This window comes from Corynebacterium gottingense, assembly GCF_003693265.1.
Lineage (GTDB): Bacteria > Actinomycetota > Actinomycetes > Mycobacteriales > Mycobacteriaceae > Corynebacterium > Corynebacterium gottingense.
This window is the reverse complement of record NZ_RDRE01000006.1, coordinates 46,869-71,134: the sequence shown is the minus strand read 5'-3', so window position 1 is coordinate 71,134 and position 24,266 is coordinate 46,869. Positions and strand designations below refer to the sequence as shown.

At 63.8% G+C, this 24,266-nt stretch carries 21 protein-coding genes and 1 pseudogene; 15 read left to right on the top strand and 7 right to left on the bottom strand.

Going from position 1 to position 24,266, the window contains the following annotated elements:
- The gene (locus EAW56_RS05330) at positions 1-747 is read right to left on the bottom strand and encodes a DUF3043 domain-containing protein (protein WP_095546944.1); all 747 of its coding nucleotides are present in this window, start codon (positions 745-747) and stop codon (positions 1-3) included.
- Positions 748-913: 166 nt separating this feature from the next.
- Here EAW56_RS05330 and EAW56_RS05325 point away from each other — a divergent pair, with 166 nt between their 5' ends.
- Complete coding sequence (locus EAW56_RS05325; RefSeq protein ID WP_122085595.1) at positions 914-1,258, top strand: HesB/IscA family protein; 345 nt, start codon at positions 914-916, stop codon at positions 1,256-1,258.
- 89 nt (positions 1,259-1,347) lie between these two features.
- Here EAW56_RS05325 and EAW56_RS13220 read toward each other — a convergent pair whose 3' ends face one another.
- From EAW56_RS13220 to asnB, 4 genes are all read right to left on the bottom strand, one after another.
- Positions 1,348-1,863 carry an excalibur calcium-binding domain-containing protein gene (locus tag EAW56_RS13220; protein ID WP_353959593.1) on the bottom strand — a complete coding sequence of 172 codons (516 nt, stop codon included), beginning with the start codon at positions 1,861-1,863 and terminating at the stop codon, positions 1,348-1,350.
- Between the two features lie 118 nt (positions 1,864-1,981).
- Positions 1,982-2,992, bottom strand: a complete 1,011-nt coding sequence (locus EAW56_RS05315; RefSeq protein WP_122085593.1) for a S41 family peptidase — start codon at positions 2,990-2,992, stop codon at positions 1,982-1,984.
- A gap of 429 nt (positions 2,993-3,421) precedes the next feature.
- Positions 3,422-4,885 carry an integrase core domain-containing protein gene (locus tag EAW56_RS05310; protein ID WP_095546637.1) on the bottom strand — a complete coding sequence of 488 codons (1,464 nt, stop codon included), beginning with the start codon at positions 4,883-4,885 and terminating at the stop codon, positions 3,422-3,424.
- A 505-nt stretch (positions 4,886-5,390) separates the two neighbouring features.
- On the bottom strand, positions 5,391-7,328 hold the full coding sequence (asnB, locus tag EAW56_RS05305) for an asparagine synthase (glutamine-hydrolyzing) (RefSeq protein WP_122085504.1): 1,938 nt from the start codon (positions 7,326-7,328) through the stop codon (positions 5,391-5,393).
- 419 nt (positions 7,329-7,747) lie between these two features.
- Between asnB and ctaC the strand changes: the two genes are divergently transcribed.
- The 6 genes from ctaC to qcrB all read left to right on the top strand — a co-directional run bounded on the left by ctaC (position 7,748) and on the right by qcrB (position 14,078).
- Positions 7,748-8,839 (top strand): aa3-type cytochrome oxidase subunit II, encoded by a 1,092-nt coding sequence (gene ctaC, locus EAW56_RS05300; RefSeq protein ID WP_095534902.1) that lies wholly within the window; start codon positions 7,748-7,750, stop codon positions 8,837-8,839.
- 20 nt (positions 8,840-8,859) lie between these two features.
- Positions 8,860-9,291 carry an aa3-type cytochrome oxidase subunit IV gene (ctaF, locus tag EAW56_RS05295; RefSeq protein WP_095278124.1) on the top strand — a complete coding sequence of 144 codons (432 nt, stop codon included), beginning with the start codon at positions 8,860-8,862 and terminating at the stop codon, positions 9,289-9,291.
- A gap of 427 nt (positions 9,292-9,718) precedes the next feature.
- The gene (ctaE, locus tag EAW56_RS05290; protein ID WP_173783230.1) at positions 9,719-10,339 is read left to right on the top strand and encodes an aa3-type cytochrome oxidase subunit III; all 621 of its coding nucleotides are present in this window, start codon (positions 9,719-9,721) and stop codon (positions 10,337-10,339) included.
- A gap of 42 nt (positions 10,340-10,381) precedes the next feature.
- The gene (gene qcrC / locus EAW56_RS05285; RefSeq protein ID WP_095555156.1) at positions 10,382-11,230 is read left to right on the top strand and encodes a cytochrome bc1 complex diheme cytochrome c subunit; all 849 of its coding nucleotides are present in this window, start codon (positions 10,382-10,384) and stop codon (positions 11,228-11,230) included.
- Positions 11,227-12,447 (top strand): cytochrome bc1 complex Rieske iron-sulfur subunit, encoded by a 1,221-nt coding sequence (qcrA, locus tag EAW56_RS05280; RefSeq protein ID WP_122085502.1) that lies wholly within the window; start codon positions 11,227-11,229, stop codon positions 12,445-12,447. The genes qcrC and qcrA overlap by 4 nt, the downstream gene beginning before the upstream one ends.
- Positions 12,447-14,078: a cytochrome bc1 complex cytochrome b subunit gene (gene qcrB, locus EAW56_RS05275; RefSeq protein ID WP_122085501.1), complete on the top strand. Its 1,632-nt coding sequence runs from the start codon at positions 12,447-12,449 to the stop codon at positions 14,076-14,078. Before qcrA ends, qcrB begins: the two co-directional genes overlap by 1 nt.
- A 74-nt stretch (positions 14,079-14,152) precedes the next feature.
- On the opposite strand, the gene EAW56_RS05270 is transcribed toward qcrB, so the two are convergent.
- The gene (locus tag EAW56_RS05270) at positions 14,153-15,226 is read right to left on the bottom strand and encodes a zinc-dependent alcohol dehydrogenase family protein (RefSeq protein ID WP_122085499.1); all 1,074 of its coding nucleotides are present in this window, start codon (positions 15,224-15,226) and stop codon (positions 14,153-14,155) included.
- Between the two features lie 558 nt (positions 15,227-15,784).
- On the opposite strand from EAW56_RS05270, the gene EAW56_RS05265 reads away from it, so the two are divergent.
- The 8 genes from EAW56_RS05265 to EAW56_RS05230 all read left to right on the top strand — a co-directional run bounded on the left by EAW56_RS05265 (position 15,785) and on the right by EAW56_RS05230 (position 22,902).
- Positions 15,785-16,540, top strand: coding sequence for a C40 family peptidase (locus EAW56_RS05265; RefSeq protein WP_095278110.1), 756 nt, complete (start codon positions 15,785-15,787; stop codon positions 16,538-16,540).
- A gap of 198 nt (positions 16,541-16,738) precedes the next feature.
- Positions 16,739-17,785, top strand: coding sequence for a C40 family peptidase (locus EAW56_RS05260; protein WP_244213361.1), 1,047 nt, complete (start codon positions 16,739-16,741; stop codon positions 17,783-17,785).
- A 19-nt stretch (positions 17,786-17,804) separates the two neighbouring features.
- On the top strand, positions 17,805-18,908 hold the full coding sequence (locus tag EAW56_RS05255; protein ID WP_095538107.1) for a glycosyltransferase family 4 protein: 1,104 nt from the start codon (positions 17,805-17,807) through the stop codon (positions 18,906-18,908).
- 15 nt (positions 18,909-18,923) lie between these two features.
- Positions 18,924-19,889, top strand: a complete 966-nt coding sequence (locus EAW56_RS05250) for an ROK family protein (RefSeq protein ID WP_095538108.1) — start codon at positions 18,924-18,926, stop codon at positions 19,887-19,889.
- Positions 19,890-19,914: 25 nt separating this feature from the next.
- The gene (locus EAW56_RS05245) at positions 19,915-20,664 is read left to right on the top strand and encodes a lysophospholipid acyltransferase family protein (protein ID WP_095555152.1); all 750 of its coding nucleotides are present in this window, start codon (positions 19,915-19,917) and stop codon (positions 20,662-20,664) included.
- A 6-nt stretch (positions 20,665-20,670) separates the two neighbouring features.
- A complete protein-coding gene (locus tag EAW56_RS05240) occupies positions 20,671-20,883 on the top strand; it encodes a hypothetical protein (RefSeq protein WP_095534894.1) in 213 nt (70 codons plus the stop codon).
- 42 nt (positions 20,884-20,925) lie between these two features.
- Positions 20,926-21,462: a polyadenylate-specific 3'-exoribonuclease AS gene (locus tag EAW56_RS05235; RefSeq protein WP_095538110.1), complete on the top strand. Its 537-nt coding sequence runs from the start codon at positions 20,926-20,928 to the stop codon at positions 21,460-21,462.
- A 51-nt stretch (positions 21,463-21,513) separates the two neighbouring features.
- Positions 21,514-22,902, top strand: a complete 1,389-nt coding sequence (locus tag EAW56_RS05230) for a class II 3-deoxy-7-phosphoheptulonate synthase (RefSeq protein WP_095547260.1) — start codon at positions 21,514-21,516, stop codon at positions 22,900-22,902.
- Positions 22,903-22,964: 62 nt separating this feature from the next.
- Here EAW56_RS05230 and EAW56_RS05225 read toward each other — a convergent pair.
- A pseudogene (locus tag EAW56_RS05225) lies at positions 22,965-24,266 on the bottom strand (protein kinase domain-containing protein); the annotation flags it as partial.

The window sequence follows — 24,266 nt, the reverse complement described above, 5'->3', positions numbered from 1 at the left end:
TTAGACCTTCTCGCCGATGCTCACCTGCGGTTTGGGCGAGCGCCAGTTGCGCGGCTGCGACGCGCGAGAGAACGCGTACATACCCAGGCCGAAGCCAGTCTCGGTGGTGCCCGGGAACTTGGCGCGCACCGCGTTGTTCACGCGCTTGCCAATCACGAAGGCCTCGATGAAGATGGCCAGGATAAACAGCATGGTCAGCCCGGAGAGCACCGCGGACACCTCGGGCAGCCACGTGCCAATGAACAGGACCACCACGAGCACAAGCGCGACCGGCATCACGTAGTTGTTGAAGAAGCGGCGCGCGTCGACCCAGTCGCGCGCGTAGCGGCGCACCTCGCCCTTGTCGCGGTCCATGAGGTAGCGCTCGTCGCCAGCGTCGATGCGCGCCTGAATCTCCTTGTTCGCGCGGCGGTTCTCCGCGCGCTGCTCCTTCTTGTAGGCCTTCCACTCCTCCTTCGACATGGAGGCCTTGAGCTCCTTGTTCTTCTGCGCGCGCTGCGCCTGCGTCATGTTGTCAGGGTCGCGCAAGACGCCGCGCTTGACCTCCTGGTCGTGGCGCTTCGGGGTCGGCCGCCCCTTCGGCGGCGTGTAGCCCTTCGGGTACTTGGGCTCGTCGTGTGCATCGCTTATCGACGCCCCCTTGTCCCCACCGGACGCCCCACCGATCTCCGCGGCGGAGATGGCGGTCGAGCCGCCCCCGGCCCGTTGCTCGGACTGTTGCTCAGATTTCTGCCATGGGAGTTTCACGCACTCTAGGCTACAAGGCGCCGCCCGGAAAGGAGCAATGCGCTGCCGGGAATAATCGCCCACGGCCCCGCGTTGCGAGGCGTGAGGAAACCCCACCGTCCCCACCGATGCTGCGCGGGCAGTATGATGGGGCAAACTCCGGCCACATATATAAGGAGAGATTTCAATGACTGCACCTACCTCTGCAACTGGTGTGAACCTGACCGATGCCGCCGCCGCGAAGGCCAAGGCGCTGCTGGACCAGGAAGGCCGCACCGACCTGTCCCTGCGCATCGCCGTGCAGCCGGGTGGCTGCGCTGGTCTGCGCTACCAGCTGTACTTCGACGACCGCGACCTGGACGGCGACAAGGCCGACGAGGTCGGCGGTGTGCGCCTCGTGGTGGACAAGATGAGCGTGCCCTACCTGATGGGCGCCACCATCGACTTTGCAGACACGATCGAGCAGCAGGGCTTCACCATCGACAACCCGAACGCCGGTGGCTCCTGCGCTTGCGGCGACTCCTTCAACTAAGTCGCAACGCGAAAGAATCCCGCCCTCCACACAGGCGACAAGCTGTGTAGCGGACGGGATTCATTTCTCATAGGCCGATTGTTTCTGCGTTATTCGCAGGCGACGCCATCGCCGTCGCGGTCCAAGGCGGAGCGGTAGCCAGGCTCATAGTCGTAGATGGGATTTACACCAGCCTCGCGGGCTGCAGCGCAATTGCGGTAGTAGCCGTTTGCAGGCCGCTTCCCGTTCTGATTAGCGGGTGCGGGGCGCGCTTGGGGTGCTGGTGCTGGAGCTGGTTTGGGCACAGACCGCGGGGCCGGAGCAGGCTTGGGTGCTTGCCGCGGAGCGTTCGCTGGTGCTGTGTTCTGGCGGGGCGCCGGCTTCTGTGCCGGTGCTTTTGCTCGGGGGCGGGGCCCAGGAATAACTCCCGGAAGGGGGTTAGGGATGAGTCGCTGCTGGACTGCCCAAACTGTCGCGCCAGCGCCCAAGCCAACGACCGCAAGAATGGCGGCAATCGTAATGGCAGCGGCTGCGCCTGTGGAGAGCTCATTGTCTTCTGCGTGAGCAGCCTCTTGCGAAGTAACCTCGGTAGCTTGCGCATTCGGCACAGACGTTAGGGAAAACATGCATGCGCCAGCCAGCCCTAGCGCCAGAATTGACTTTTTCATAACTAAAGAATAGCAGCATGCTTTGAATTGCCTTGTAGTTTGGATGGCGTGATGTTGCGCACTTTCTGAACCTCGTCTACGCCCCGCAGCCGTGCTGCTCGCGCAGCCACGTCTTCGCTTCGTCGAGGGCCTCGTCCCCGGTGGAGGTGGGGGAGTCGGGCTGGATCGGATACTCGGCGAACTCTTCGCCCGTTCGGGCCTTGTCCTTAGCCATGGTGAGCATGAGTACGCTGCCATCCGGGAAGTCGTAGAGCATGTTCGCGGAGGCGAAACCAGCCGTGGGGGTGCCGAAGGAGCGTGCGGTGTCCAGACCGCGGAAAGCGAGCATGGTTGCCTCGCCGGAGGAGGCGGTGGTGGCGTCGACAAGCACTGCGGTGGGCGCTTCCCACTTACCGCCTGCAGTTTCCAGCGGGGTGCCGCCGCCGCTGACCGCGTTGCCGTCGACCGTGACCTGAGACGTGTTGACGCGGCTGACGAACTCGAGCGCCGTCCCGTCGGGCAGGAGCGGGGACAGGCCGGCGATCATGGGGCCCATGTCGCCGCCGTCGTTGCCCCGGAGATCAACGATTGCGCCGCACGCCCCGCCGTCCCGGGCCTCGAGCAGTCCACTGGTGAGGGTGTCCGCGTACTGCTGGATTTCATCGTTCCGGCCGATGCCCGGCACAGTTGCGACCGCGACGTTTCCCACCGTTGTCACTCCGACCTGGGCAGTAGGGCTGCCTTCTTCGGCGTCGGGCTGCTGGGTTTCCGCCGGAATGAGCCTGGAGTGCTTGCCGCCGGCGGCGTGGACAGCCTGGTCGAGCACGTCCAGGAGCTCGGCCTGGTGCTCCGCGCCCTTCGCAGCCTCCTCTGCCTTGGCTCGAGCGGCGGCGAACTCCTCCGAGTCTCCGTAAAGCCCCATGGACTCAGACAGGTCGAGCACCGTGCGGGCGTAGCGCTGCGGAGAATCTTTGCCCAGGAACTTTGCCTGGCCGGTCATCTGCGCGGAGAGTGTCGGCCCCCAGACGTAGCAGGCGGCCGCGAGGGCCAGGCCGATGGCGACTACGACGCCGCCGAGGACGAGAAGAATTTTCTTTGCTGTACTCATGGTGTCCATTCCACCGTGGCGGCGGGGCTCGGACAATGGTGGCAACCGGAGTCTTTGGGTAGAGCTAGCGCTACCCCTTGAGCTCGCGCAGCTACTTCGCCGGCGGCCGGTGCTGCCTGGCGCAAATGGAACTAGCTCCATCTGGACGGATGCTGCCTGCAAAACGCCTGGTCGGCTGGGGTCGCCCGGTGCAAATGGAGCTAACGCCATGTAGATAGCTGTGTCGGGGAAACGCCCGGTCGGCTGGGGCTGCCAAGTGCAAACGGAGCTAGCTCCATGTGGATAGGTGTGTCGGGGAATCGCCTGGTCGGCTGGGGCTGCCCGGTGCAAATGGAGCTAACGCTGTTATGTCCATAGAGTTTTTGGACAAGGAGTCCAATGACTTTTTGGACACGGAATCCATGGAGTTCTTGGACAGTTTCTAGCGGGTCATATTTGTGGTCTGCGTTTCGGTCGGGGCTTAGCGAGTTTCGGGTTCATCCGTGGCGGCTTGCGGTGCTTCATTCCTTCAACGAGGTTGATGTTGATCTGCCCGCCTGGTGGCCTGTGGCTCAGTGTGACTGGCAGTGGCACGCTGAAGAGGAATTCACCGTCGTGGGCCGTGAAGAACTCCGCGATATCGTCGTTGGTGACCGTGGCGTAGAGCTCGCGGTTTTTGAATCTTAGGCCGATGTAGAGCCCGTAGCTACACACACGAACGACACCGTCTTTGCTCACGCGGAGCGTATCTGGGATACCCCAATCGTTTGTTGATTGTGTTGTCGGCACCGTTAGTGTTGGGGTATCGGTGCCAGGTATGCCGTGTGAAGCTGCCATGTCATCGGTGCTGGTCTCGGGTGAAGTTGCCGCTTCCCCGGGGCCGTTTCTCACTTCGTTTGCTGCCTGCGGGTTGTGCGCCTTGTTGTAGGCAAGTACGCGGGCCCAGACTTGATCTGGATCAAGCGGCTGCGTGGGCGAAGGTGCTTTGGGGAAGGTCTCGAAAGCCTGGCGTGGAGTGATGTGCATCTTGCCGACCAGCAGTGATTGGTGCCGTCGTCGTTCGTTGTACACGTGCCGATACTCAGCGAGGTATGTGTTGACCTCGGCAAGGCTTACTGGGTGGCGAGCGTCGAGAAACTGGGTCAATGTGCGGTGGGAGCGTTCGTCTTTGCCTTGGGTTGTCGGCGCGAATCCAGCAATGGCGAGCACGCCTTCGCTGGCGAGCCATGTTTCAGTCGCTGTGAGGTATCCGCGGTGGTAGGTGGCAAACGCGTCGCCGTTATCAGAAAGGATCTCTTGGGGTTTGCCGTAGGTGGCGAACGCTTCGGCAAGCACGGTGCGCGCATCAGTACCGTTTTCCGGTAACGCGAACGCTTTGGTTCCGACGTCGAATCTGCTGGCGTCGTCGATGACCTGGTAAATCGTCACGAGCGTGTGAGCATGGTCGAAGAGGCGGTAGACCAGTCCATCGATCTGCCAGAGTTCACCGACGAAGTCACGGGCGAAGCGTCTATAGGAACTCCTCGGCCGTTTGCGGGCATTAACGTCGACAAACCCCAGCTCATGGAGCCATGAGGCGATTGTGGAACGTGAAGGGGTGCGATCGGCACCGACGGAGTCGAACAAGAAGTAGTAGATCGACCAAGGCCCGTAATCCAAGCCCTGTTCCATCAGCTTTTGCCTGGCGTGGACGACGGCGATCTTGTCGTGGTCTCCAAACTTTCCGGCCGGGTGCTTCGGGGCAGTCGAATCCGGCACAATGCCGGATCGCCCCTTTTGCGCTATCCGGTCTTTGATGTTGTGGTACGTCTGCCGCGAGATGCCCAGTTCTTTGCAAAACTGTGTGATCGTTTTGCCGTCACGAGCAGGATCGAAATCTGCGACCTTTCTGCGCTTGTGTAGTGGAATAGCCATCCGGCTATTCCACCGCTGCAGGCGTCCAAAAAGCTACTAGACATCCTGTCCAAAAACTTCCTGGACTCCTTGTCCAAAAAGTCCCTAGACATGACAAAATGGAGCTAACGCCATGTAGATAGCTGTGTCGGGGAAACGCCCGGTCGGCTGGTGCTGCCAAGTGCAAACGGAGCTAGCTCCATGTGGATAGGTGTGTCGGGGAATCGCCTGGTCGGCTGGGGCCGCCCGGTGCAAACGGAGCTAGCTCCATCTAGACGCACGTGGCCCGTAAAACGCCCGGTCGGCTGGTGCTGCCAGGTGCAAACGGAGCTAGCTCCATCTAGACGGACGCTGCCCGTAAAAACGCCTGGTCGCGGACCCCGGCGCCGCCCAAAGGGAGCTAGCTCCATTTGCCCAGTGTGCACCCAGCCCCCTTTGCGCACCCAGCGCCCCCTTTGTGCACCCAGCCCCGGCGTGCCCCCCGGATCCGCCAGCCCACGCAGGACCCCCAAACGCGGCCGCCCGTTTACAGCTTGACCGGGTACTCCTTGTGCTCGATCTGCGGGTCGATACGGTGCTCGACGAAGATGCCGTGCCACACCATAAACGCCAGCACGGTCCACAGGCGGCGCGAGTGATCCGAGATGCCGTCGCGGTGCTCCTTGAGCATCTCCAGCACGGCCTTCTTGTCAAAGATGTGCTCGGTTTGCGAGTCGTTGATGGTGTCCTGCGTCCAGCCGTACAGTTCCTCGCCGGCGAGCCAGTGGCGCATCGGCACCGGGAAGCCGAGCTTGCGGCGGTTGAGCACGTGCGCGGGCACGATCTGCTCCATGGCGCGTCGCAGCGCGTACTTGGTCGTCCCGTTCGCAATCTTCTGCTCATGCGGGATCGTCTGCGCCACCTCGAACACTTCCTTGTCCAGGAACGGTACGCGCAGCTCGAGCGAGTTGGCCATGTTCATCTTGTCCGCCTTCACCAGGATGTCGCCACGCATCCAGGTAAAGAGGTCAAGGTTCTGCATGCGCGCCACCGGGTCCATGCTTGTCGACGCCGCGTAAATCGGCGCCGTGACCTCGCGGTGGTCCCACTCGCGCTTCGCCCAGGGAAGCACTCGCTCCAGCTGCTGGAAGTTGAAGGACCGTGCGTTGCCGTAATAGCGGTCTTCCATCGGTGTGGTGCCGCGCTCGAGCAGGCTCTTGCCCTTCATGCCTTCCGGTAGGACCTGTCCGAGCCTGTTCAGCCCGCGCAGCAGGGGAGAGGGGAGCTTCTCAAACGGAGCGAGCGACAGCGGCTCCTTGTAGATGGTGTAGCCGCCGAACAGCTCGTCGGCGCCCTCGCCGGACAGCACGACCTTGACGTGCTTGCGGGCTTCCTGGGCCACGAAGAACAGGGGCACGAGCGACGGATCGGCGACCGGGTCGTCGAGGTACCACATGATCCTCGGGATGGCGTCGGCGTACTCCTCGGGGGAGACGATCTTCACGATGTGCTCTACGCCGATGGCCTCGGCAGACTCGGCCGCCACGTCGACCTCCGAGTAGCCTTCGCGCTCAAAGCCGGTGGTGAAGGTGAGCAGGTCCGGGTTGTGGCGCTTTGCCAGCGCGGCGATTGCGGTGGAGTCGATACCGCCGGAGAGGAAGGAGCCGACGGTAACGTCCGCACGCATGTGCTTCGCCACCGAGTCCTCAAGCGCCGCTGCGATGCGGTCGTAGAGGTCTTGCTCCTTGTCCTTGGTCACCGGGGTGGTGCGGAAATCGGGCTTGAAGTAACGCTCCGCGTGGACCTCGCCGCCCGGGGTCAGGGTGACGGTGCAGCCGGACTCTACGCGGCGAATTCCGGCGTGCAGTGTCTCTGGCTCAGGGACGTACTGCAGGTCCACGTAATGCTCGATGGCGCGACGGTCCAGGCCGTTGTCTTGACCGGAGAGGTCAAGGCCCAACTGCTCGGACATGTTCAGGATGGACTTCTTCTCGGAGGCGAAAACGGTACCGGCGTCGGTCGTGGCGTAGAACAGCGGCTTGATGCCAAACAGGTCGCGGGCGGCAAACATCGTCTTGGTCTCGGTATCCCAGATCACGATGCCGAACATGCCGCGCAGGTGCTTGACCACATCCTTGCCCCAGTGGTGGTAGCCCACCACAATCGGCTCGCCGTCGCCGGAAGTATTGAACGTGTAGCCGGCGGCCTGGAGCTCTTCGCGCAGCTCGATGTAGTTGTAAATCTCCCCGTTGAACGTCATGGCGTAGCGCTCGGGGTTCTCGGCCGGGCCCCAGCGCAGCGGCTGGTGGGAGTGCTCGAGGTCAATGATGGCCAGGCGGTTGAAGCCGAACACTGCGTCGTCGTCGTGCCAGGTGCCGGCGGCGTCCGGGCCACGGTGGTACATGCACGGCAGCGCGTCGTCCACGGCTGGGACGAAGGTGCTGGCGTTGGATCCGGCGGTAAGCATTGCAAGCAGGCCACACATCGTAAGTTGAACCTTCTCCTTATATATACGGTGCGCCGCAAGCATCGGCCGGGGCGCGTCATGATGTGTTCCAGGATAAGGTTCCGAGGGCTGGAACGGCGAACCAGACGTGGCCGCGGTGGTTCAACCTTTAGCCCGTCCCCGATTGGGGGCCAACTTTCGGATGAACTTTTTGGCGAAAAATCCGTTTTTTGGGTGACACAGACCACGCTGTGGGTGGGGGATGGGGAAAAGCCAAGGGTGGCGGGTGTGCGTCGAGAAGCGAAAGCTTGGCGCGTTGCGGCTCCAATCTGCAATTCCGTGCCTGCCCGCTGGATGAACTATTCTGACTGGGTAGGAATGGGTAGGAATGCTCTGGCATTTCTATGAACGTTCATCGTTTTCAACGAATTGAAGTGTGGACAGGAAGGCAGACACACGTGGAAAAGGAAACAAAGCGCAGCTTTGCCCGGAAGCTCGGTGTAGCAGGCTCGCTCCTGCTCGGTGGCTTCGCGCTCGCTGGCTGCAGCGTTGCTCCCCCGGAGGCCCTCGCTAACGTGCTGGACATGGGCTGGCCGGACCCGATTACGCCGGAGGGCACTGAGCTGTACAACTTCTGGGTGTGGGTCTGGGTTGCCGCCTGGATTGTCGGCATCATCATGTGGGGCCTGTTCCTCACCGCTGTGTTCAAGTGGAACCGCAAGGCCAAGGAAAAGAAGGGTGAGGGCGAGTTCCCGAAGCAGCTGCAGTACAACGTCCCGCTGGAGCTTGCGCTGACCATCGTGCCGATCGTCATCGTTATGGTCCTGTTCTTCTTCACCGTGCAGTCGCAGACCAAGGTCACCGCGCTGGACAAGGATCCGAAGGTGACCGTGGACGTCACCGCGTTCCAGTGGAACTGGAAGTTCGGCTACGCCGAGCTCGACGGCGAGTTCACCAACAACGGCCAGAAGTACGAGGGTGTGGACAAGGAGCGCCAGGCGCTCGCCGAGGAGACCAAGCACGATCCGGAAGACATGCCGAACGCGAACCCGATTCACGGTATGTCCCAGGGCGACCAGTCGTATCTGAACTTCAACAAAATCGAGACCATCGGTTCCACCGAGGAAATCCCGGTGCTGGTGCTGCCGACCGACACGCCGATCGAGTTCCGTCTCGCGTCCGGCGACGTCTCCCACGCGTTCTGGATTCCGGAGTTCCTGTTCAAGCGCGACGTCTACGCACACCCGGAGGCGAACCAGCAGCAGCGCAGCTTCCAGATCGAGCGCATTGAGAAGGAAGGCGCATTCGTCGGCCGCTGTGCCGAGATGTGCGGTACCTACCACTCGATGATGAACTTCGAGCTCCGCGCAGTCTCGCCGGAGAAGTTCAAGGACTACATGGAGTTCCGCGAAGCCAACCCGGAGGCGCCGAACTCGGACGCGCTGAAGGCTATCGGCGAGGAGCCGTTCGCAACGACCACCCACCCGTTTGTCACTGACCGCACCGCAACCCGCGACGGCGATAACGCCGTTGTCGCTGCCAACAACTAAGAAAGAGGAAGTGTAGAACTATGGGTCCTGGCGCAAAAGTTTTCTACGCAATCGGCACCTTCTTGGGTCTGATGGCGGTGATCTACATCTTCGCCACGAGCTGGATTGGTGAAGATGCTTACCTGTTCGGCCTCGAGTGGGTCGGCGGCGTTGCCCTCGTTCTGGCAACCGCCCTGTGCTTCATGATGGGTGTGTACCTCGACTTCACCGAGCGACGCATGGACGTCGTCCCCGAGGACTGGGAAGAGGCGGAGATCGAAGACGGCGCGGGCGTGCTCGGCTTCTTCTCCCCGCACTCCATTTGGCCGTTCGCAATGTCCGGCGCGGTGCTCTTCCTCGGCTTGGGTATCGCCTTCTACCAGCTGTGGCTGATCGCCTTCGGTGCAGTGTTCCTCATCTGGACCACCACCCAGCTCAACCTGCAGTACGGCATCCCGCGCGAGAAGCACTAACTGCTCCGCCCCGCTGCCTTCGCGGGTCCGCAAGCCTCGGCACTTCGGTGCCGGGGCTTTTTGCTTAGCGACGCCCACCCGCCCAGGGGTCAACCGAAAGTAGGTCCGCGCGCCAAATCCCCTGGGAGAAAATGTGAGAAGTGACACATTCGGGAACTTGGGGAACCAGCAGTGCGACCGTGAATCCGTCGGTCGGGGAGGGGCACGGGGTTGTGGAAATCGATGCCCGGCGGCGCTCGCTTGTGTCGTGTTGGTGTGACCAGGGACGATGCGCGTCGTAAAGCGCGGGCCAAAAGTTCCCGAGTTTTTCAAAAAGTTTTCCGTAACCGTTGTTCGCGCTGAAACGGCAGGTTGGGGCATGCCTGTCAGAGAAAGTCCGGGGGTATTCGAGGTGACTTTAAGGCGGAAACGCGCCATAATCACATGCGTGACGACCGCAATTACTAATCAAGGTATGGCGACACCGCAGAATCGTGTCCCAGTGCTGAACCGACCCAACATGGTCAGCGTTGGCACGATGGCGTTCCTCGCCCAAGAGTTGATGTTCTTTGCCGGCTTGTTCGCGATGTACTTCACGTCGCGCGCAAACGGCCTGGCCGCCGGAGACTGGGCGCACCAGACGGAAAACCTGAACGTTATTTTTGGCCTCATCATTACTATCGTTCTGCTGGCTTCCTCGGTGACGTCCCAGGTGGGCGTATTTGCTGCAGAAAGGGGTGACGTATTCGGGCTTCGCAAGTGGTTCTCCGTAACCATTCTGCTCGGCGTGGTCTTCCTGGGCCTCGTCGCGTTTGAGTGGACTGAGATGGTGCACGAGGGCGTGACGCCGCAGGCGAGCGTCTACGGCTCGGTGTTCTACATCATCACCGGATTCCACATGGCGCACGTGACCGCGGGCATCCTCGCGTTCATCGTGGTGCTGCTCCGCGTTTCCAAGTCGAAGTTCACCCCGGCGCAGGCTACGGCCGCAATGGTGACCTCCTACTACTGGCACTTCGTGGACGTCGTGTGGATCGGCGTGTTCACCACGATCTACCTCGTCCAGTAGCCGGCCTAGTAACCGTTTGAATAGTCGCTAAAAGGAAACAAGATGGAAAACACACCAAAGAAGAAGCGCATTGGTCGCAAGACCAGGCGCACGGTCGCTGGTGCAGCCGCGCTCACGCTCGGCCTCTCCGGCGCCGGCCTCTTGGCATCCGCACTGGCCCCGAACGCTCAGGTTGCTAACGCCGAGCGAGACGAGCAGGCGATGATCCAAGAAGGCAAGGACATCTACGACGTCGCGTGTATCACCTGCCACGGCGCCAACCTGCAGGGCGTTGAAGACCGCGGCCCGTCCCTGATCGGTACCGGTGAAGGCGCCGTGTACTTCCAGGTCAACTCCGGCCGTATGCCGATGATGTCCAACGACGCGCAGGCTGAGCGCAAGCGTCCGCGCTACACCGAGTCCCAGGCACTCGCCCTCGCTGCGTACGTCGCGGCGAACGGTGGCGGCCCCGAGCTCGTGTACGACAAGGACGGCAGCGTCGCGATGGAGTCGCTGCGCGGTAAGGACTACGACGGCAACATTCAGGCCGCCGACGTTGCCCGCGGTTCCGAGCTTTTCCGCCTGAACTGCGCGTCTTGCCACAACTTCACCGGCCGCGGCGGTTCGCTGTCGTCCGGTAAGTACGCACCGGCCCTGGATCCCGCCAACGAGCAGGAGATCTACCAGGCGATGCTCACCGGCCCGCAGAACATGCCGAAGTTCTCTGACCGTCAGCTCTCTGCTGATGAGAAGCGAGACATCATCGCCTACATCAAGTCGGCTAAGGAGACCCCGAGCCCCGGCGGCTACGCCCTGGGCGGCCTCGGCCCGGTTTCTGAGGGTATGGCTATGTGGATGATTGGCGTGACCTTGGTCGCCGCCGCTGCTATCTGGATTGGATCGCGTTCATGAGTGATGTAAAGAAGAACTACACAAACGAAGAGCTGGACCGCATGAGCAATGCGGAGCTGGCCGCGCTGGGCACCGAGCTTGACGACGTCACCGTTGCCTACCGCAAGGAGCGTTTCCCGGTCGAGGGCGACCCGCGCGAGAAGTCCGCAGCCGCAGGTATCAACGCCTGGCTGCTGGTTTCGGTCCTGTGCGGCATCGCGTTCCTCGGCGTCTACCTCTTCTGGCCCTGGGAGCCGAAGTTCCACGGCGACGAGGATCTGTGGGTCTACACCCTGTACACCCCGCTGTTGGGCCTGACCTCCGGTCTTGGCTTTGTCACGCTGGGCATTGCAATCATCCAGTACGTGAAGAAGTTCATCCCCGAGGAGATCTCGGTACAGCGCCGCCACGACGGCCGTTCCAGCGAGCTGGATCGCCGCACGACGACGGCGCTGCTGAACGACGCTTGGGAGACCTCGACCTTTGGCCGTCGTAAGGCCATGCAGGGCCTCCTTGGCGGCGCTGGCGTGCTGGCCGGTCTCATGGTCATCGCCCCGCTGGCCGGTCTTATCAAGAACCCGTGGCGCCCGCGCACCGAGCTCGGCTACATGGGCGACGGCACGCTGTGGACCCACGGTTGGACCATTCAGGACCAGGGCGTCAAGGTCTACCTCGGCCGCGACACCGGTGCAATCGCCGAGCTGCACGAGGGCGAAACCGGTTCGCACTACAGCACCGCCGGCGTCTCCCGCCTGGTGCGCATGCGCCCGGAGGACTTGGCTGCCGCGTCCATGGAGACTGTCTTCCCCCTCTACGAGGAGGACGTCAACGACGGCAAGGAGTACGACCCGAACCGCGACGTGTACGAGCACCACATGCACTCGCTGCACGGTCCGCGTAACTCCGTCATGCTGATTCGCCTGCGTTCGCAGGACGCACAGCGCGCCGTTGAGCGCGAAGGCCAGGAGGACTTCCACTACGGCGACTACTACGCATACTCGAAGATTTGCACGCACATCGGTTGCCCGACCTCGCTGTACGAGGCCCAGACGAACCGCATCCTGTGTCCGTGCCACCAGTCGCAGTTCGACGCACTGCACTACGGCAAGCCGGTCTTCGGCCCGGCCGCCCGTGCGCTGCCGCAGCTTCCTGTGACTGTTGACGAAGAAGGTTACCTCATCGCCAACGGCAACTTCATCGAGCCCGTCGGCCCGGCATTCTGGGAGCGTAAGTCCTAATGAGTACTAAACTTGCACAAGTCGCGGACAATGTTGATTCGCGGTACACAATCGCTGGGGTGCTTCGCCCCCAGCTGAACAAGGTCTTCCCGAGCCACTGGTCCTTCATGCTCGGCGAGATGGCCCTGTACAGCTTCATCATTCTGTTGTTGACCGGTGTCTACCTGGCGCTGTTCTTCGACCCGTCTATTACCAAGGTCATCTACGACGGCGCGTACCTCCCGCTTAACGGTGTGGAGATGTCGCGCGCATACGCAACTGCACTGAACATCTCGTTCGAGGTCCGCGGCGGCCTGTTCGTCCGCCAGATGCACCACTGGGCAGCGCTGATGTTCATGATGTCGATGTTCGCCCACATGATGCGCATCTTCTTCACCGGCGCGTTCCGTCGCCCGCGTGAGGCGAACTGGATTATCGGTGTCACCCTGGTGCTCCTGGGCATGATCGAGGGCTTCATGGGGTACTCCCTGCCGGACGACCTGCTCTCCGGCGTCGGTCTGCGCATTATGTCCGCCATCATCGTCGGTATTCCGATCATCGGTACCTGGATGCACTGGGCCATCTTCGGTGGCGACTTCCCGTCGGACCTCATGCTGGATCGCTTCTACATTCTGCACGTGCTGATCGTGCCGGGCATCATCCTCGCGCTGATCGCAGCTCACCTGCTGCTCGTCTGGTTCCAGAAGCACACCCAGTTCCCGGGCCCGGGCCGTACCGAGAACAACGTCATTGGTATCCGCATCATGCCGGTCTTCGCCGTCAAGGCAATCGGCTTCATGATGTTCGTCTTTGGCGTCCTCGCAGCGATGGCCGGTCTGACCACCATCAACAGCATCTGGATGCTTGGCCCCTACAACCCGTCGCAGGTCTCCGCAGGTTCGCAGCCTGACGTCTACATGCTGTGGACCGATGGTGCCGCCCGTGTCATGCCGGCATGGGAGCTTTACCTGGGTAACTACACGATCCCGGGTGCCTTCTGGGTCGCCCTGCTCTGTGGTCTGATGGTCGTCCTGCTGATCACCTACCCCTTCATCGAGAAGAAGATCACCGGCGACGACGCGCACCACAACCTGCTGCAGCGTCCGCGCGACGTTCCAGTGCGCACCTCCATCGGTGTCATGGCGCTCGTGTTCTTCCTGCTGCTGACCATCTCCGGTGGTAACGACCACGTGGCCCACTTCTTCCAGATCTCGCTGAACGCGATGACCTGGTTCGGCCGCATCGGTCTGATCATCCTGCCGCCGCTGGCTTACTTCATCACCTACCGCCTGTGCATCGGCCTGCAGCGCTCCGACCGAGAGGTCCTGGAGCACGGCATCGAGACCGGCGTGATCAAGAAGCTGCCGAACGGCGCGTTCGTGGAGATCCACCAGCCGCTCGGTCCGGTGGACGAGCACGGCCACCCGGTCCCGCTCGAGTACGCCGGTGCCCCGGTTCCGAAGCAGCTCAACCAGCTTGGCTTCGCTGACTCCGAGACGGTTGGTACTTTCAAGTCCTCCGAGCTTGGTGTCACCGAGCGCGTTCGCGACGCGGAGGCGCAGAAGCACCACGAGGAGATCGAGACGTTGCGCAAGCTCGAAGAGACGAAGCACCTCTCCGACCGCAACGCCACCGACGAGCCGAGCCACTAGGCTGCGCCACAGTAATTCGCGGTCGCTGGAAGGCCCCTTTCCCAGAATGGGAAAGGGGCCTTCGTCGTGCGCTGCTACGCGTTGTCGATGATGACCTTCATCGCCTGGTGCTCCTCGGCGTGCGCGAACGTCTCCCACGCCTGATCCAGCTCTGTAAACGTGAAGTGGTGGGTGGCCAGCGAGCTGATCGGCAGGTCCGAATTCTGGACCGCCTTGAGCAGCATGCCCGTCGTGTTGGTGTTCACGAGTCCGGTGGTGACGGTGAGGTTTTTAATCCACATCTTCTGCAGCTCAAAGTCGACCGGCTTTCCGTGCACACCGACGACGGCGATGTGGCCGCCCTCTTTGACGTTTTCAGCGCACGTTGCCCACGTTGCCGGTAGTCCGACCGCCTCGATGGCAGTGTCCACGCCGTAGCCACCCGTGATGGAGGCGACGTGGGCCGCGACGTCCTCCTTTGCCGGGTTCACCGTGTACGTCGCACCCATCTCCTTGGCCTTGGCCAAACGGTTGTCGTCCATATCCACCACTGTGATTGATGCGGGGGAGTAGAACTGCGACGTGAGCAGCACGCCCATCCCTACCGGTCCCGCGCCGACGATGAGGACGTCCTTGCCAGGCGCGACGGCACCATTTTGCACGCCGATCTCGTGGCCCGTGGGCAGCGCATCAGACAGGAAGACCGCCACCTCCTTGTCCAGTGTCTCCGGCAGGTGGTAGAGCGAGTTGTCCGCGAACGGGGTGCGCACGTACTCCGCGAGCGTGCCGTCAATCATGTAGCCCAGGATCCAGGACCCGCCGTTGCGGCAGTGGCTGTACAGCTGCTTCTGACAGTTCTCGCACGTGCCGCATCGCGACACACAAGAGATGAGGACCTTGTCGCCTGGCTTAAAGTTCTTCACGGAGTCGCCGACGGCCTCAACCGTGCCGATGCCTTCGTGACCAAGGATGCGCCCGTTCCATTCGCCTGTGCGCTCGCGCTCGGTGGACTCAATCTCCGGGTTCTTCCCGTGGAAGATGCCGAGGTCTGTGCCACAGATCGTCGTGGTGTCCACGCGAATGATGGCGTCAGTCGGTTCCAGGATCGTGGGGGTGGGGCGGTCTTCGATGCGTACGTCGTTCGCACCGTAATAAGTCAGCGCTTTCATCGGGCGGTCCTTCCAGTAGGGGGTATCGGTATAGACCCAATTTTACGGCGGGGAGCATGCTTGCCGACGCCCTTCTGCCCCCGTTACACCTGCCAAAAATGCCCCTGTGTCTAACGTCACAATATCTCATGGGGTGGTGCAGTGTACAGCTGTAGTCAATCAGTGGAATTTCCGCGATTGTCGGTTTAGTGCAGGTCAATGGGTGCAAATCGGGGTAAGGGCGGCGCGAATTGAGGGGAGTGGTGGCGTCGATAAGCGGGCAAAGCCTTTGCAAAGATTCAATAACGGATTAGTAACACTCTCAGTATTGGACAAACTTGTTGCCGTTTCGTAATCTGATCGAGACATTGCGACAACAGCCGTTGCTTGCAAGGTACGAAAACAGAACATATGAGCCGATTTCCGCGGACCGAGTGAGATGCACGAGCGATGTGGAACCGGGAAACCGCACTTTTCCTACAAGGGCGGATGGCGTGCGGAGGTACGTCAGGGCGCATTCTCAGGGCCCAGCCCGACAGGCAACCCGGTAGGCGAAGAGAAGATATGGAGAAACTTACAATGGCTAAGCACCGTCGCCAGAACAATTCCGCAGTGCGCACCGTCGCAGCTGCCACGGCCGTCGTCGCAGGCGCGACTCTGATGGTCCCGACCCAGGCTTCCGCCGCTGAGGTCCGCGTCCCGAACACCCCGGTTGCTGCGCAGATCCCGGGCATTGAGAACATTCCGGGTGTTGCAAACATCCCGGGCATCGAGGCTTGGGTCCCGTCCCTGGCAGGCAAGGCCGATGGCGGCCAGTACCGTCAGGCCCTGTCTCAGGTGAAGGCGCTGCCGGGGATTGCCAACGTCCCGGGCTTCAACCAGTTCATCGCCAACGTCGAAGCACAGGTCCTGCCGGAGACCCCGGCACCGGCCGTCGCTCAGCAGTACTCCGCTCCGGTGACCGCGCCGGCGCCGGTGGTGCAGGAGAAGACCCAGGGCGAGCGCATCGTCGACATCGCCCGCACCAAGATCGGTTCGCCGTACGTCTACGGTGCAGCAGGCCCGAACGCGTTCGACTGCTCCGGCTTCACCTCCTGGGTCTACGCCCAGGCTGGTAAGTCCATCCCGCGTACCTCGCAAGCGCAGGCCTCCGCAGGCACCCCGGTCTCTCTGGATAACATCCAGCCGGGCGACATTGTCGTGTACTACAGCGGCGCCTCCCACGTTGCTATCTACGCTGGCAACGGCATGATCATCGACGCCCTGAACGACGGTGTTCCGGTCGGCGAGCGCCCGCTGAGCATGATGCCGGTCCACTCCGTGGTCCGCTTCTAACTTGCGGATTCGCGCACTCGCTGCGCACCAACTTTCACACCCGTGTCAATCGTTGCTGATTGGCCGGGTGTGCTTTTATTGGACGGCTGATCTGGCTATAGTAGTTACAGTTTTGTAAAGGCTTGCGGTCAGTTGGATCACGGGCGGTATTGGTTTTCCGAGTGGCGTACTCGGCTTGAAAGCTCAAGGGGATTTGTCGTGGGCAAACACTCTCTCCACGCGCGCGGCGCGCGCCGTTCAGCACGTCGAGGCGCGATGGTCATCGCGGTCGGTGCGCTCTCTTCGGCGGCGGTCGGCACGCTGCAGGTGCCGGCTGGTGCGGACGACGTTGATGAGTTGATCGACAGGCTCGAGGACGTCTCGCACCAGGCCACGGCAAAATCGGAGGAGATCAAGTCCCTCGAGGATCAGGTCGCTGCGTCCGAACGCAAGATCGCGGAGGCGGACGAGAAGGCTGCCGCGGCGCGCACTGCCGCTGCGGAGGCCAACGGCGCAAAGACGAGCTACCAGCGCAACGTCAACGACATTGCGCAGTCGAAGTACCGCAACTCGGATTCCGAGGTGCTGCTCACCACGCTCGAGTCGGGCAGTCCGCAGGCGGCGATCGATCGGGCCGCGTACCTCAACTCGCTGTCCCGCAACGCGCAGACGACCATTGACGGCTTGAACACCGCCAACGAAGAGGCAGCGTCCCGCGCCCGGAGCGCGAACATTGCGAAGGCGGAAGCGGAGTACAACCGCAACCAACTCGCCGCGCAGCTGGACGCGCTCCACCGCGAGCGCGACGAGCTGGACGGCCAGATCCGTGACATCGAAGACCAGGTTGACAGTCTGAACGAGGAAGATCGCCAGCGCTGGATTGCCAAGGACGGACCGATCGACCTCGGTGCCAACGTGCCGGCCGCGGATTCTGGCGTGGTCGCCGCAGCGCTCGCGCAGATTGGCAAGCCCTACGGGTGGGGCGCGACCGGCCCGGACGCATTCGACTGCTCCGGCCTCATGGTGTGGGCCTACGGCCAGAACGGTAAGGGCATCCCGCGTACGTCGCAGGCCCAGCTGGCCGGCGGTACGCCCGTCTCTATGGACCAGCTGCAGCCGGGCGACATCATCGGCTACTACCCGGGCGTGACCCACGTGGCCATGTACATCGGCGATGGCATGGTGGTCCACGCGTCCGACTACGGCATCCCGGTCCAGGTGGTGCCGGTCAACTCCATGCCGGCCCAGGGCGCAGTGCGCTACTAACCGCGTACGCTGGCAGGCCATGGCCCCGACGCTGCTTGTCACCAACGATTTCCCGCCGACCCTCGGCGGGATTCAGTCGTATCTGCGGGATTTCGTCTCCCACCTCGTTGCGCTGAACGGGCCCGACTCGGTGGTGGTGTTTGCCTCCACGCAGGACGCGGCGGCTGCGCGCGAGTGGGACGCCGCGCAGCCCTACACCATCGTGCGGTGGCCGCACCGGGTCATGCTGCCCACCCCGCGCGTCCGGGCGGCAATGGCGCAGCTGATCCGCCGCCACGGCGCGACCACGGTGTGGTTCGGCGCGGCCGCCCCACTGGCCGTCCTTGGCGGCGCCGCCAAGCGGGCTGGTGCGCACCGCGTCGTGGCCACGACCCACGGGCACGAGGTCGGCTGGTCGATGCTCCCGGGCGCGCGCCAGGTCCTGCGCAACATCGGCCGCAACGCCGACGTGCTCACCTACATTTCCGGCTACACGCGCCGCCGCATCGCTCCCGCATTCGGCACACACCCCGAGTACGTGGCGCTGCCGTCTGGGGTAGACACGGACTTTTTCCGGCCGGCCGAGCCCGCCCACGCCGAGCCCGCGCCCCGCATCGTGTGCGCGTCCCGGCTCGTCCCCAGAAAAGGGCAGGACCAGCTCATCCGCGCGCTGCCCGCGATCCGCGCAGCCGTGCCTGGCACGCAGCTTGTGATCGTCGGGTCCGGTCCAGACGAGCGCCGACTCCGCACCCTCGCCCGCGGCACCGCAGGCGTCACTTTCACCGGCGCAGTCGACCGAGCAACGCTGCGCGACACCATCGCCTCAGCCGACGTCTTTGCCATGCCCGCGCGCACCCGCGGCGGCGGCCTCGACGTGGAGGGCCTTGGCATCGTCTACCTCGAGGCGCAAGCCTGCGGCGTCCCCGTCATCGCCGGCGACTCCGGCGGCGCGCCCGAAACCGTCACGCCGGCAACCGGCGTCGTCGTTGACGGCACGAGCGTGAGCATGCTTGCCGACGCCACCATCACACTCCTCAGCGATCCCGCCGCGTCCAAGCGAATGGGTGAGGCGGGGCGGGTGCGCGTCGAGAAGCACTTTGCCTGGGACGTGCTGACCCGCAGGTTGGCTGCACAGCTGAAGTAACTACGATGATGGGCTATGGCAACGGACGAAACGCTCACGCTCGGTTTTGACATCGGCGGAACGAACTTGCGCGCCGCCGTCGTGGATTCGGCGGGGCGGATTCTTGACTCGGCGCAGACGCAGACGCCGCAAACCGGCCCGGAAATGACGCAGGGGATCGTGCAGCTGGTCAACCAGTTGCGCGAGACGTACGACATCGGTGCTGTCGGCCTGGCGATCGCCGGCTTCCTCGACCCTGACTGCGAGATCGTGCGGTTCGCCCCGCACCTGCCGTGGCGCGACGACCACCCGCTGCGCCGCGAGCTCAGTGACGCCCTTGGCCTGCCGGTGCGCTTGGAGCACGACGCGAACTCGGCGGCCTGGGGCGAGTACCGCTTCGGCGCCGCGAAGTCGGCCGACACGTGGGTGCTGTTCGCCGTGGGCACGGGAATCGGCGCGACACTGATGCACCACGGGGAGATCTACCGCGGGTCCTTTGGCACCGCCCCGGAGTTCGGCCACATTACCGTCGTCCCGGACGGGCGGGTCTGCTCCTGCGGCAAGCAAGGGTGCCTCGAGCGCTACGCGTCGGGGACCTCGCTGGTGGACTGCGCGATAGAGAGCGCGGCGAAGGGCTCCTACAAGCGCTGTGGCCTGTACCGCAAGGTGGTGGACAAACGCGCGACTGGGCGCGACGTGATGGCCGCGGCGCGCGCCGGCGACGAGCTGGGGCAGGCCGCCGTGGACAGCTTCGCCACCTGGCTGGGGCGCGGACTGTCAATCGTCGCTGACGTGCTCGACCCCGCCCTCATCGTGTTGGGCGGCGGGGTGTCGGAGGACGCCGACCTGTTCATTGACACTGCTCGGGAAACGATGGCGAACACGATGGTCGGGTCCGGGTACCGCCCGGTAGCAGACATCCAGTGCGCGGAACTCGGCCCCCAGGCCGGTATGATCGGAGTGGCTGACCTCGCGCGCGAGATGCTGCGCGGCGAGCACTGAAAATCTTGATGAGGGAGCAAACGCAATGACAAACCGGTGGTATTCACTGTTTAAGGCCGTGCTCGGCCCGTTCCTCATTGTGTGGAATCGCCCGACGATCAACGGCGCGGACAACATCCCGGAGCGCGGCCCGGCGATCATGGTGTCCAACCACCAGGCCGTCATGGACTCGTTTTACCTGCCGCTGATGGTGCGCCGGCAGCTCACGTTCCCGGCGAAGAGCGAGTACTTCACCACGCCCGGCGTGAAAGGCGCGGTGCAGAAGTGGTTCTTCTCCTCGGTGGGGCAGGTCCCGCTGGACCGCCAGAGCGCGGATGCAGGCGATGCCCTGCTCAACGCCGCGACGCGAGTGCTGGACAGCGGCGAGCTCTTTGGTATTTACCCGGAGGGCACCCGCTCGCCGGACGGCCGGGTGTACAAGGGGCGCACGGGCGTTGCGCGCATCGCGATGGAAACGGGAGCGCCCGTCGTGCTGACCGGCATGGTGGGCACCCGCAACGCCAACCCGATCGGCACCAACTTCCCGCGCCCGGCGAAGGTGCACATTGAGATCAGTGAGCAGATCGACCCGCACGCGTGGGCCGCGGAGCACGGGTTCGACCCCGCGTCGCGCGAGGTAGCCCGTCCGTTCACGGACTACCTCATGCGCCGGCTCGCCGAGCTGACGGGCTACGACTACGTTGACGTCTACGCCAGCGAGGTCAAGGAATCCCTCGCCGCGACGGGGTCGTACCCGCCGGGGGCCGAGCCGGAAGCAACGTCGGAGGGAAAGTAGGTGAGCATGAAGAGCATGGACAAGGATCTCCTCACCCGCATCGTGCTGGTGGTTGTCACGGTGGCGCTCTACATTGTTGCGTCGCAAACCGGCTTTCACACGACAATTGCCGCACCGATCGCCGTCGTCATCGTCGCGGTTGTGATGTTCTGGCCGCGCAGTCGCGCTCGGCGTGAGGAGCGCCTGCCGATCCGCTTGGATGATCGCCCGAGCGAGTAGCAAATGTTTACACCCTGGAACTAGGAAGGCCTGTGTGCGCAGGTGAAGTACTTCTACGATACGGAGTTCATTGAGGACGGCTCGACGATCGAGCTGGTGTCCATCGGCATCGTCGCCGAGGACGGCCGCGAGTACTACGCGGTTTCTCGCGACTTCGACGCCACCCGCGCCAGCGACTGGGTCGTCCGCAATGTGCTGCGTAAGCTGCCACCGGAGAGTGACCCTCGCTGGAAGCCGCTGCGCACGATCCGCGACGAGGTCTTCGCCTTCCTCACCGCCGACTCCTCCACGCCGCACCTCTGGGCGTGGGTTGGCGGCTATGACCACGTGCTGTTCGCGCAGATGTGGGGCGACATGAGCGCGTACCCGCGCGAGCTGCCGCACTTCACCCACGAGCTGAAGCAGTATTGGGAGATGGCCGGCCGGCCGAAGCTTCCGCGGGTTCCGAAGGGGAGCCACGATGCGCTTGTCGACGCCCGTCATAACGTCAAGAAGTACCGCGCCTGCGCGGAAGTGCTGCCGCTGGATGCAAAAGGCCGGGTCACCGCGTTCCGTGACCCCTCTCTTGGGCACGCATAAAAGTCCGCAAATTCATTTTGTGCCCCTCACCGGTGTGCTAAGAATGAGAACGTGAGTTGGACTATTGACATCCCTAAAGACGTTTTGCCCGATCTTCCGCCGCTGCCGGGGGACCTGAACGAGCAATTTCAGGACGCGGTTTCGCGCGACGCGAAGCAGCAGCCGAGCTGGGACCCGGATCAGGCCCGCGCCGTGCGCAAGATCCTCGAGTCCGTTCCGCCTGTGGTCCTCGCGCCGGAGGTGCACCAGCTGAAGTCGCACCTCAAGAACGTCGCGCTGGGCAAGGCGTTTCTGCTGCAGGGCGGCGATTGCGCCGAGACCTTTGAGTCCAACACGGAGCCGCACATCCGGGCGAACGTGCGCACGCTGCTGCAGATGGCGGCGGTGCTGACGTACGGCGCGTCGATGCCGGTGGTCAAGCTCGGCCGCATCGCGGGGCAGTACGCCAAGCCGCGCTCGTCCGATCTGGACGCGAACGGTCTGCCGAACTACCGTGGCGACATTGTCAACGGCGTGGAGCCGGCCGAGGAGTCCCGCCGCCACGACCCGGCCCGCATGGTCCGCGCGTACGCAAACTCGTCCGCAGCGATGAACCTGGTGCGCGCCCTGGTTGCTTCGGGCACCGCTGACCTGCACAACATCAATGACTGGAACCGCGAGTTCGTGACCAACTCGCCGGCGGGTGCGCGCTACGAGGCGCTCGGCCGCGAGATCTCTCGCTCGCTCGCGTTCATGGACGCCTGCGGTGTCAACGACTACAACCTGCGCACCTCCGAGATTTTCGCGTCCCACGAGGCGCTGCTGGTTGATTACGAGCGCGCGATGTTGCGCCTGGCTGATGGCGAGGACGGCAAGCAGCACCTCTACGATCTGTCCGCGCACCAGCTGTGGATCGGCGAGCGCACCCGCGGGATGGATGACTTCCACGTCAACTTCGCGGCGCTCATTGATAACCCGATCGGCATCAAGCTCGGCCCGAAGGTGACCCCGGAGGAGGCTGTTGCCTACGCGGACAAGCTCGACCCGAACCGCGAGCCGGGCCGCCTGACCATGGTGATCCGCATGGGCCACGACAACGTCCGCACGGTCCTGCCCGGCATTGTCAAGGCGGTCGAGGCGTCCGGCCACAAGGTCGTCTGGCAGTCGGACCCGATGCACGGCAACACGTTCACCTCGTCCAACGGCTACAAGACGCGCCACTTTGACAAGATTATTGATGAGGTCCAGGGCTTCTTCGAGGTCCACCGCGAGCTGGGCACGCACCCGGGCGGCGTGCACATCGAGCTCACCGGGGAGAACGTCACCGAGTGCCTCGGCGGCGCGCAGGACATCAGCGACGTGGACTTGCCGGGCCGCTACGAGTCGGCATGCGACCCTCGCCTGAACACCGAGCAGGCCCTCGAGCTGGCCTTCCTCGTCGCGGAGATGTTGCGCTACTAAGCGCCATTCGCTTCTCGACGCCCCCGCGATCCCTCCCTTCCTCAGCCACCCAGCGCGGAACTGAGCAGGGGAGGGATTTCGCCGTAGAGGCCCGACCCGAACCACCAACCGCCGACGGCGACGGCTGCGGTGACTGCAATCGCGAACAGCACGTACACCACAACCCCCAGGCCTGATCGGTTGGACACGCGCCGCACCTTGGGGCGCGGTCCGCGCGCGGCTGGCGGTGCCGCCGGTGTTGGCCGCCGCTGCGTCGGTGGCGGCGCGACGGGAGCCTGCCGCGTTGGCGCGGGCACCGGTTGCGGGGCAGGTTGCGGGACTGGTTGCGGGACCGCAGCCGCGGCCCCAGCGCCCGGGGCATCCGGGAACAGGCGCCGCTCGGCCTGCGGAACGGCGCGCGTGGATCCTGCTCCGTTGGGGTGCTGCGGGCGCTGAGGGTGCGGAGGGCGCGGAGGGCGCGGCTGGGAGCCGAAGCGCGTGGGGTGCGCGGCGGCGCGGTTTGCGGCCGAGTTTTTTGGGGCCGGCACGGTGTAGGCGGGAAGGCGCAGGTCGCGCGCGACGTCGTCGAGCGCATCGAGGAACTCCCCGGCGTCGCGGAACCGCTCGGAGGGGGTCCGGGCTGTCGCGGTGGTGACGAGTTCGTCGAAGAGCATGGGCACTCCGTCGATAAGCTGCGACGGCGGCGGCACATCATCCTGCAAGCGTGCGTAGGCGTGGGCGAGCGGCGTGTCGCCGGTGAACGGGGTGCGGCCGGTGAGGAGCTCGAACAGGACGATGCCGGCGGAGTAGACGTCTGAGGCGGGCGTGATCGCGGAGCCGTTGACCTGCTCCGGCGAGAGGTAGGACACGGTGCCCACGATCTGGTCGGTAGATTGCGGCGACTCGGCGGCGGCGCGCACGAGCCCGAAGTCGGCGAGTTTGACCTGGTGGTCGGCGCTGATGAGCACGTTGTCGGGCTTGATGTCGCGGTGGACAAGGCCCTTGGCGTGCGCGACCCCGAGCCCGGTGAGCAGGCCGCGGAGCACGCTGGTGGCCGCGTGCGGCGGCATCGGGCCGCGCTCGGCGAGGAGCTCGCGAAGCGTGCCGCCGGTGATGAGCTCCATGATGAGGAAGATGGTGTCGCCCTGCGCGGAAAAGTCGTAGACGTTGACCAGGTTCGGGTGCGACAGCTGCGCCATGGCGCGGGCTTCGCGGCGGAACCTGTCGAGGAACACCGGGTCATGAACATACTGCTCGTGCATGACTTTTGCGGCGACCTCGCGCCCGAGTCGGGTATCCACGCAGCGGTACACGGTGGCCATGCCGCCACGCGCGATCGGCCTGTCGATCACGTATCGGTTGTCCAGGTAGTCTCCTACACGCAT

Coding starts and splice junctions, on each gene's coding strand:
- EAW56_RS05250 (WP_095538108.1), top strand. CDS start 18,924: ATGGCAACGGACGAAACGCTCACGCTCGGTTTTGACATCGGCGGAACG.
- qcrC (WP_095555156.1), top strand. CDS start 10,382: ATGGAAAACACACCAAAGAAGAAGCGCATTGGTCGCAAGACCAGGCGC.
- qcrA (WP_122085502.1), top strand. CDS start 11,227: ATGAGTGATGTAAAGAAGAACTACACAAACGAAGAGCTGGACCGCATG.
- EAW56_RS05265 (WP_095278110.1), top strand. CDS start 15,785: ATGGCTAAGCACCGTCGCCAGAACAATTCCGCAGTGCGCACCGTCGCA.
- asnB (WP_122085504.1), bottom strand. CDS start 7,328: ATGTGTGGCCTGCTTGCAATGCTTACCGCCGGATCCAACGCCAGCACC.
- EAW56_RS05255 (WP_095538107.1), top strand. CDS start 17,805: ATGGCCCCGACGCTGCTTGTCACCAACGATTTCCCGCCGACCCTCGGC.
- EAW56_RS05315 (WP_122085593.1), bottom strand. CDS start 2,992: ATGAGTACAGCAAAGAAAATTCTTCTCGTCCTCGGCGGCGTCGTAGTC.
- EAW56_RS05240 (WP_095534894.1), top strand. CDS start 20,671: ATGAAGAGCATGGACAAGGATCTCCTCACCCGCATCGTGCTGGTGGTT.
- EAW56_RS13220 (WP_353959593.1), bottom strand. CDS start 1,863: ATGTTTTCCCTAACGTCTGTGCCGAATGCGCAAGCTACCGAGGTTACT.
- EAW56_RS05245 (WP_095555152.1), top strand. CDS start 19,915: ATGACAAACCGGTGGTATTCACTGTTTAAGGCCGTGCTCGGCCCGTTC.
- ctaF (WP_095278124.1), top strand. CDS start 8,860: ATGGGTCCTGGCGCAAAAGTTTTCTACGCAATCGGCACCTTCTTGGGT.
- qcrB (WP_122085501.1), top strand. CDS start 12,447: ATGAGTACTAAACTTGCACAAGTCGCGGACAATGTTGATTCGCGGTAC.
- EAW56_RS05325 (WP_122085595.1), top strand. CDS start 914: ATGACTGCACCTACCTCTGCAACTGGTGTGAACCTGACCGATGCCGCC.
- EAW56_RS05310 (WP_095546637.1), bottom strand. CDS start 4,885: ATGGCTATTCCACTACACAAGCGCAGAAAGGTCGCAGATTTCGATCCT.
- EAW56_RS05270 (WP_122085499.1), bottom strand. CDS start 15,226: ATGAAAGCGCTGACTTATTACGGTGCGAACGACGTACGCATCGAAGAC.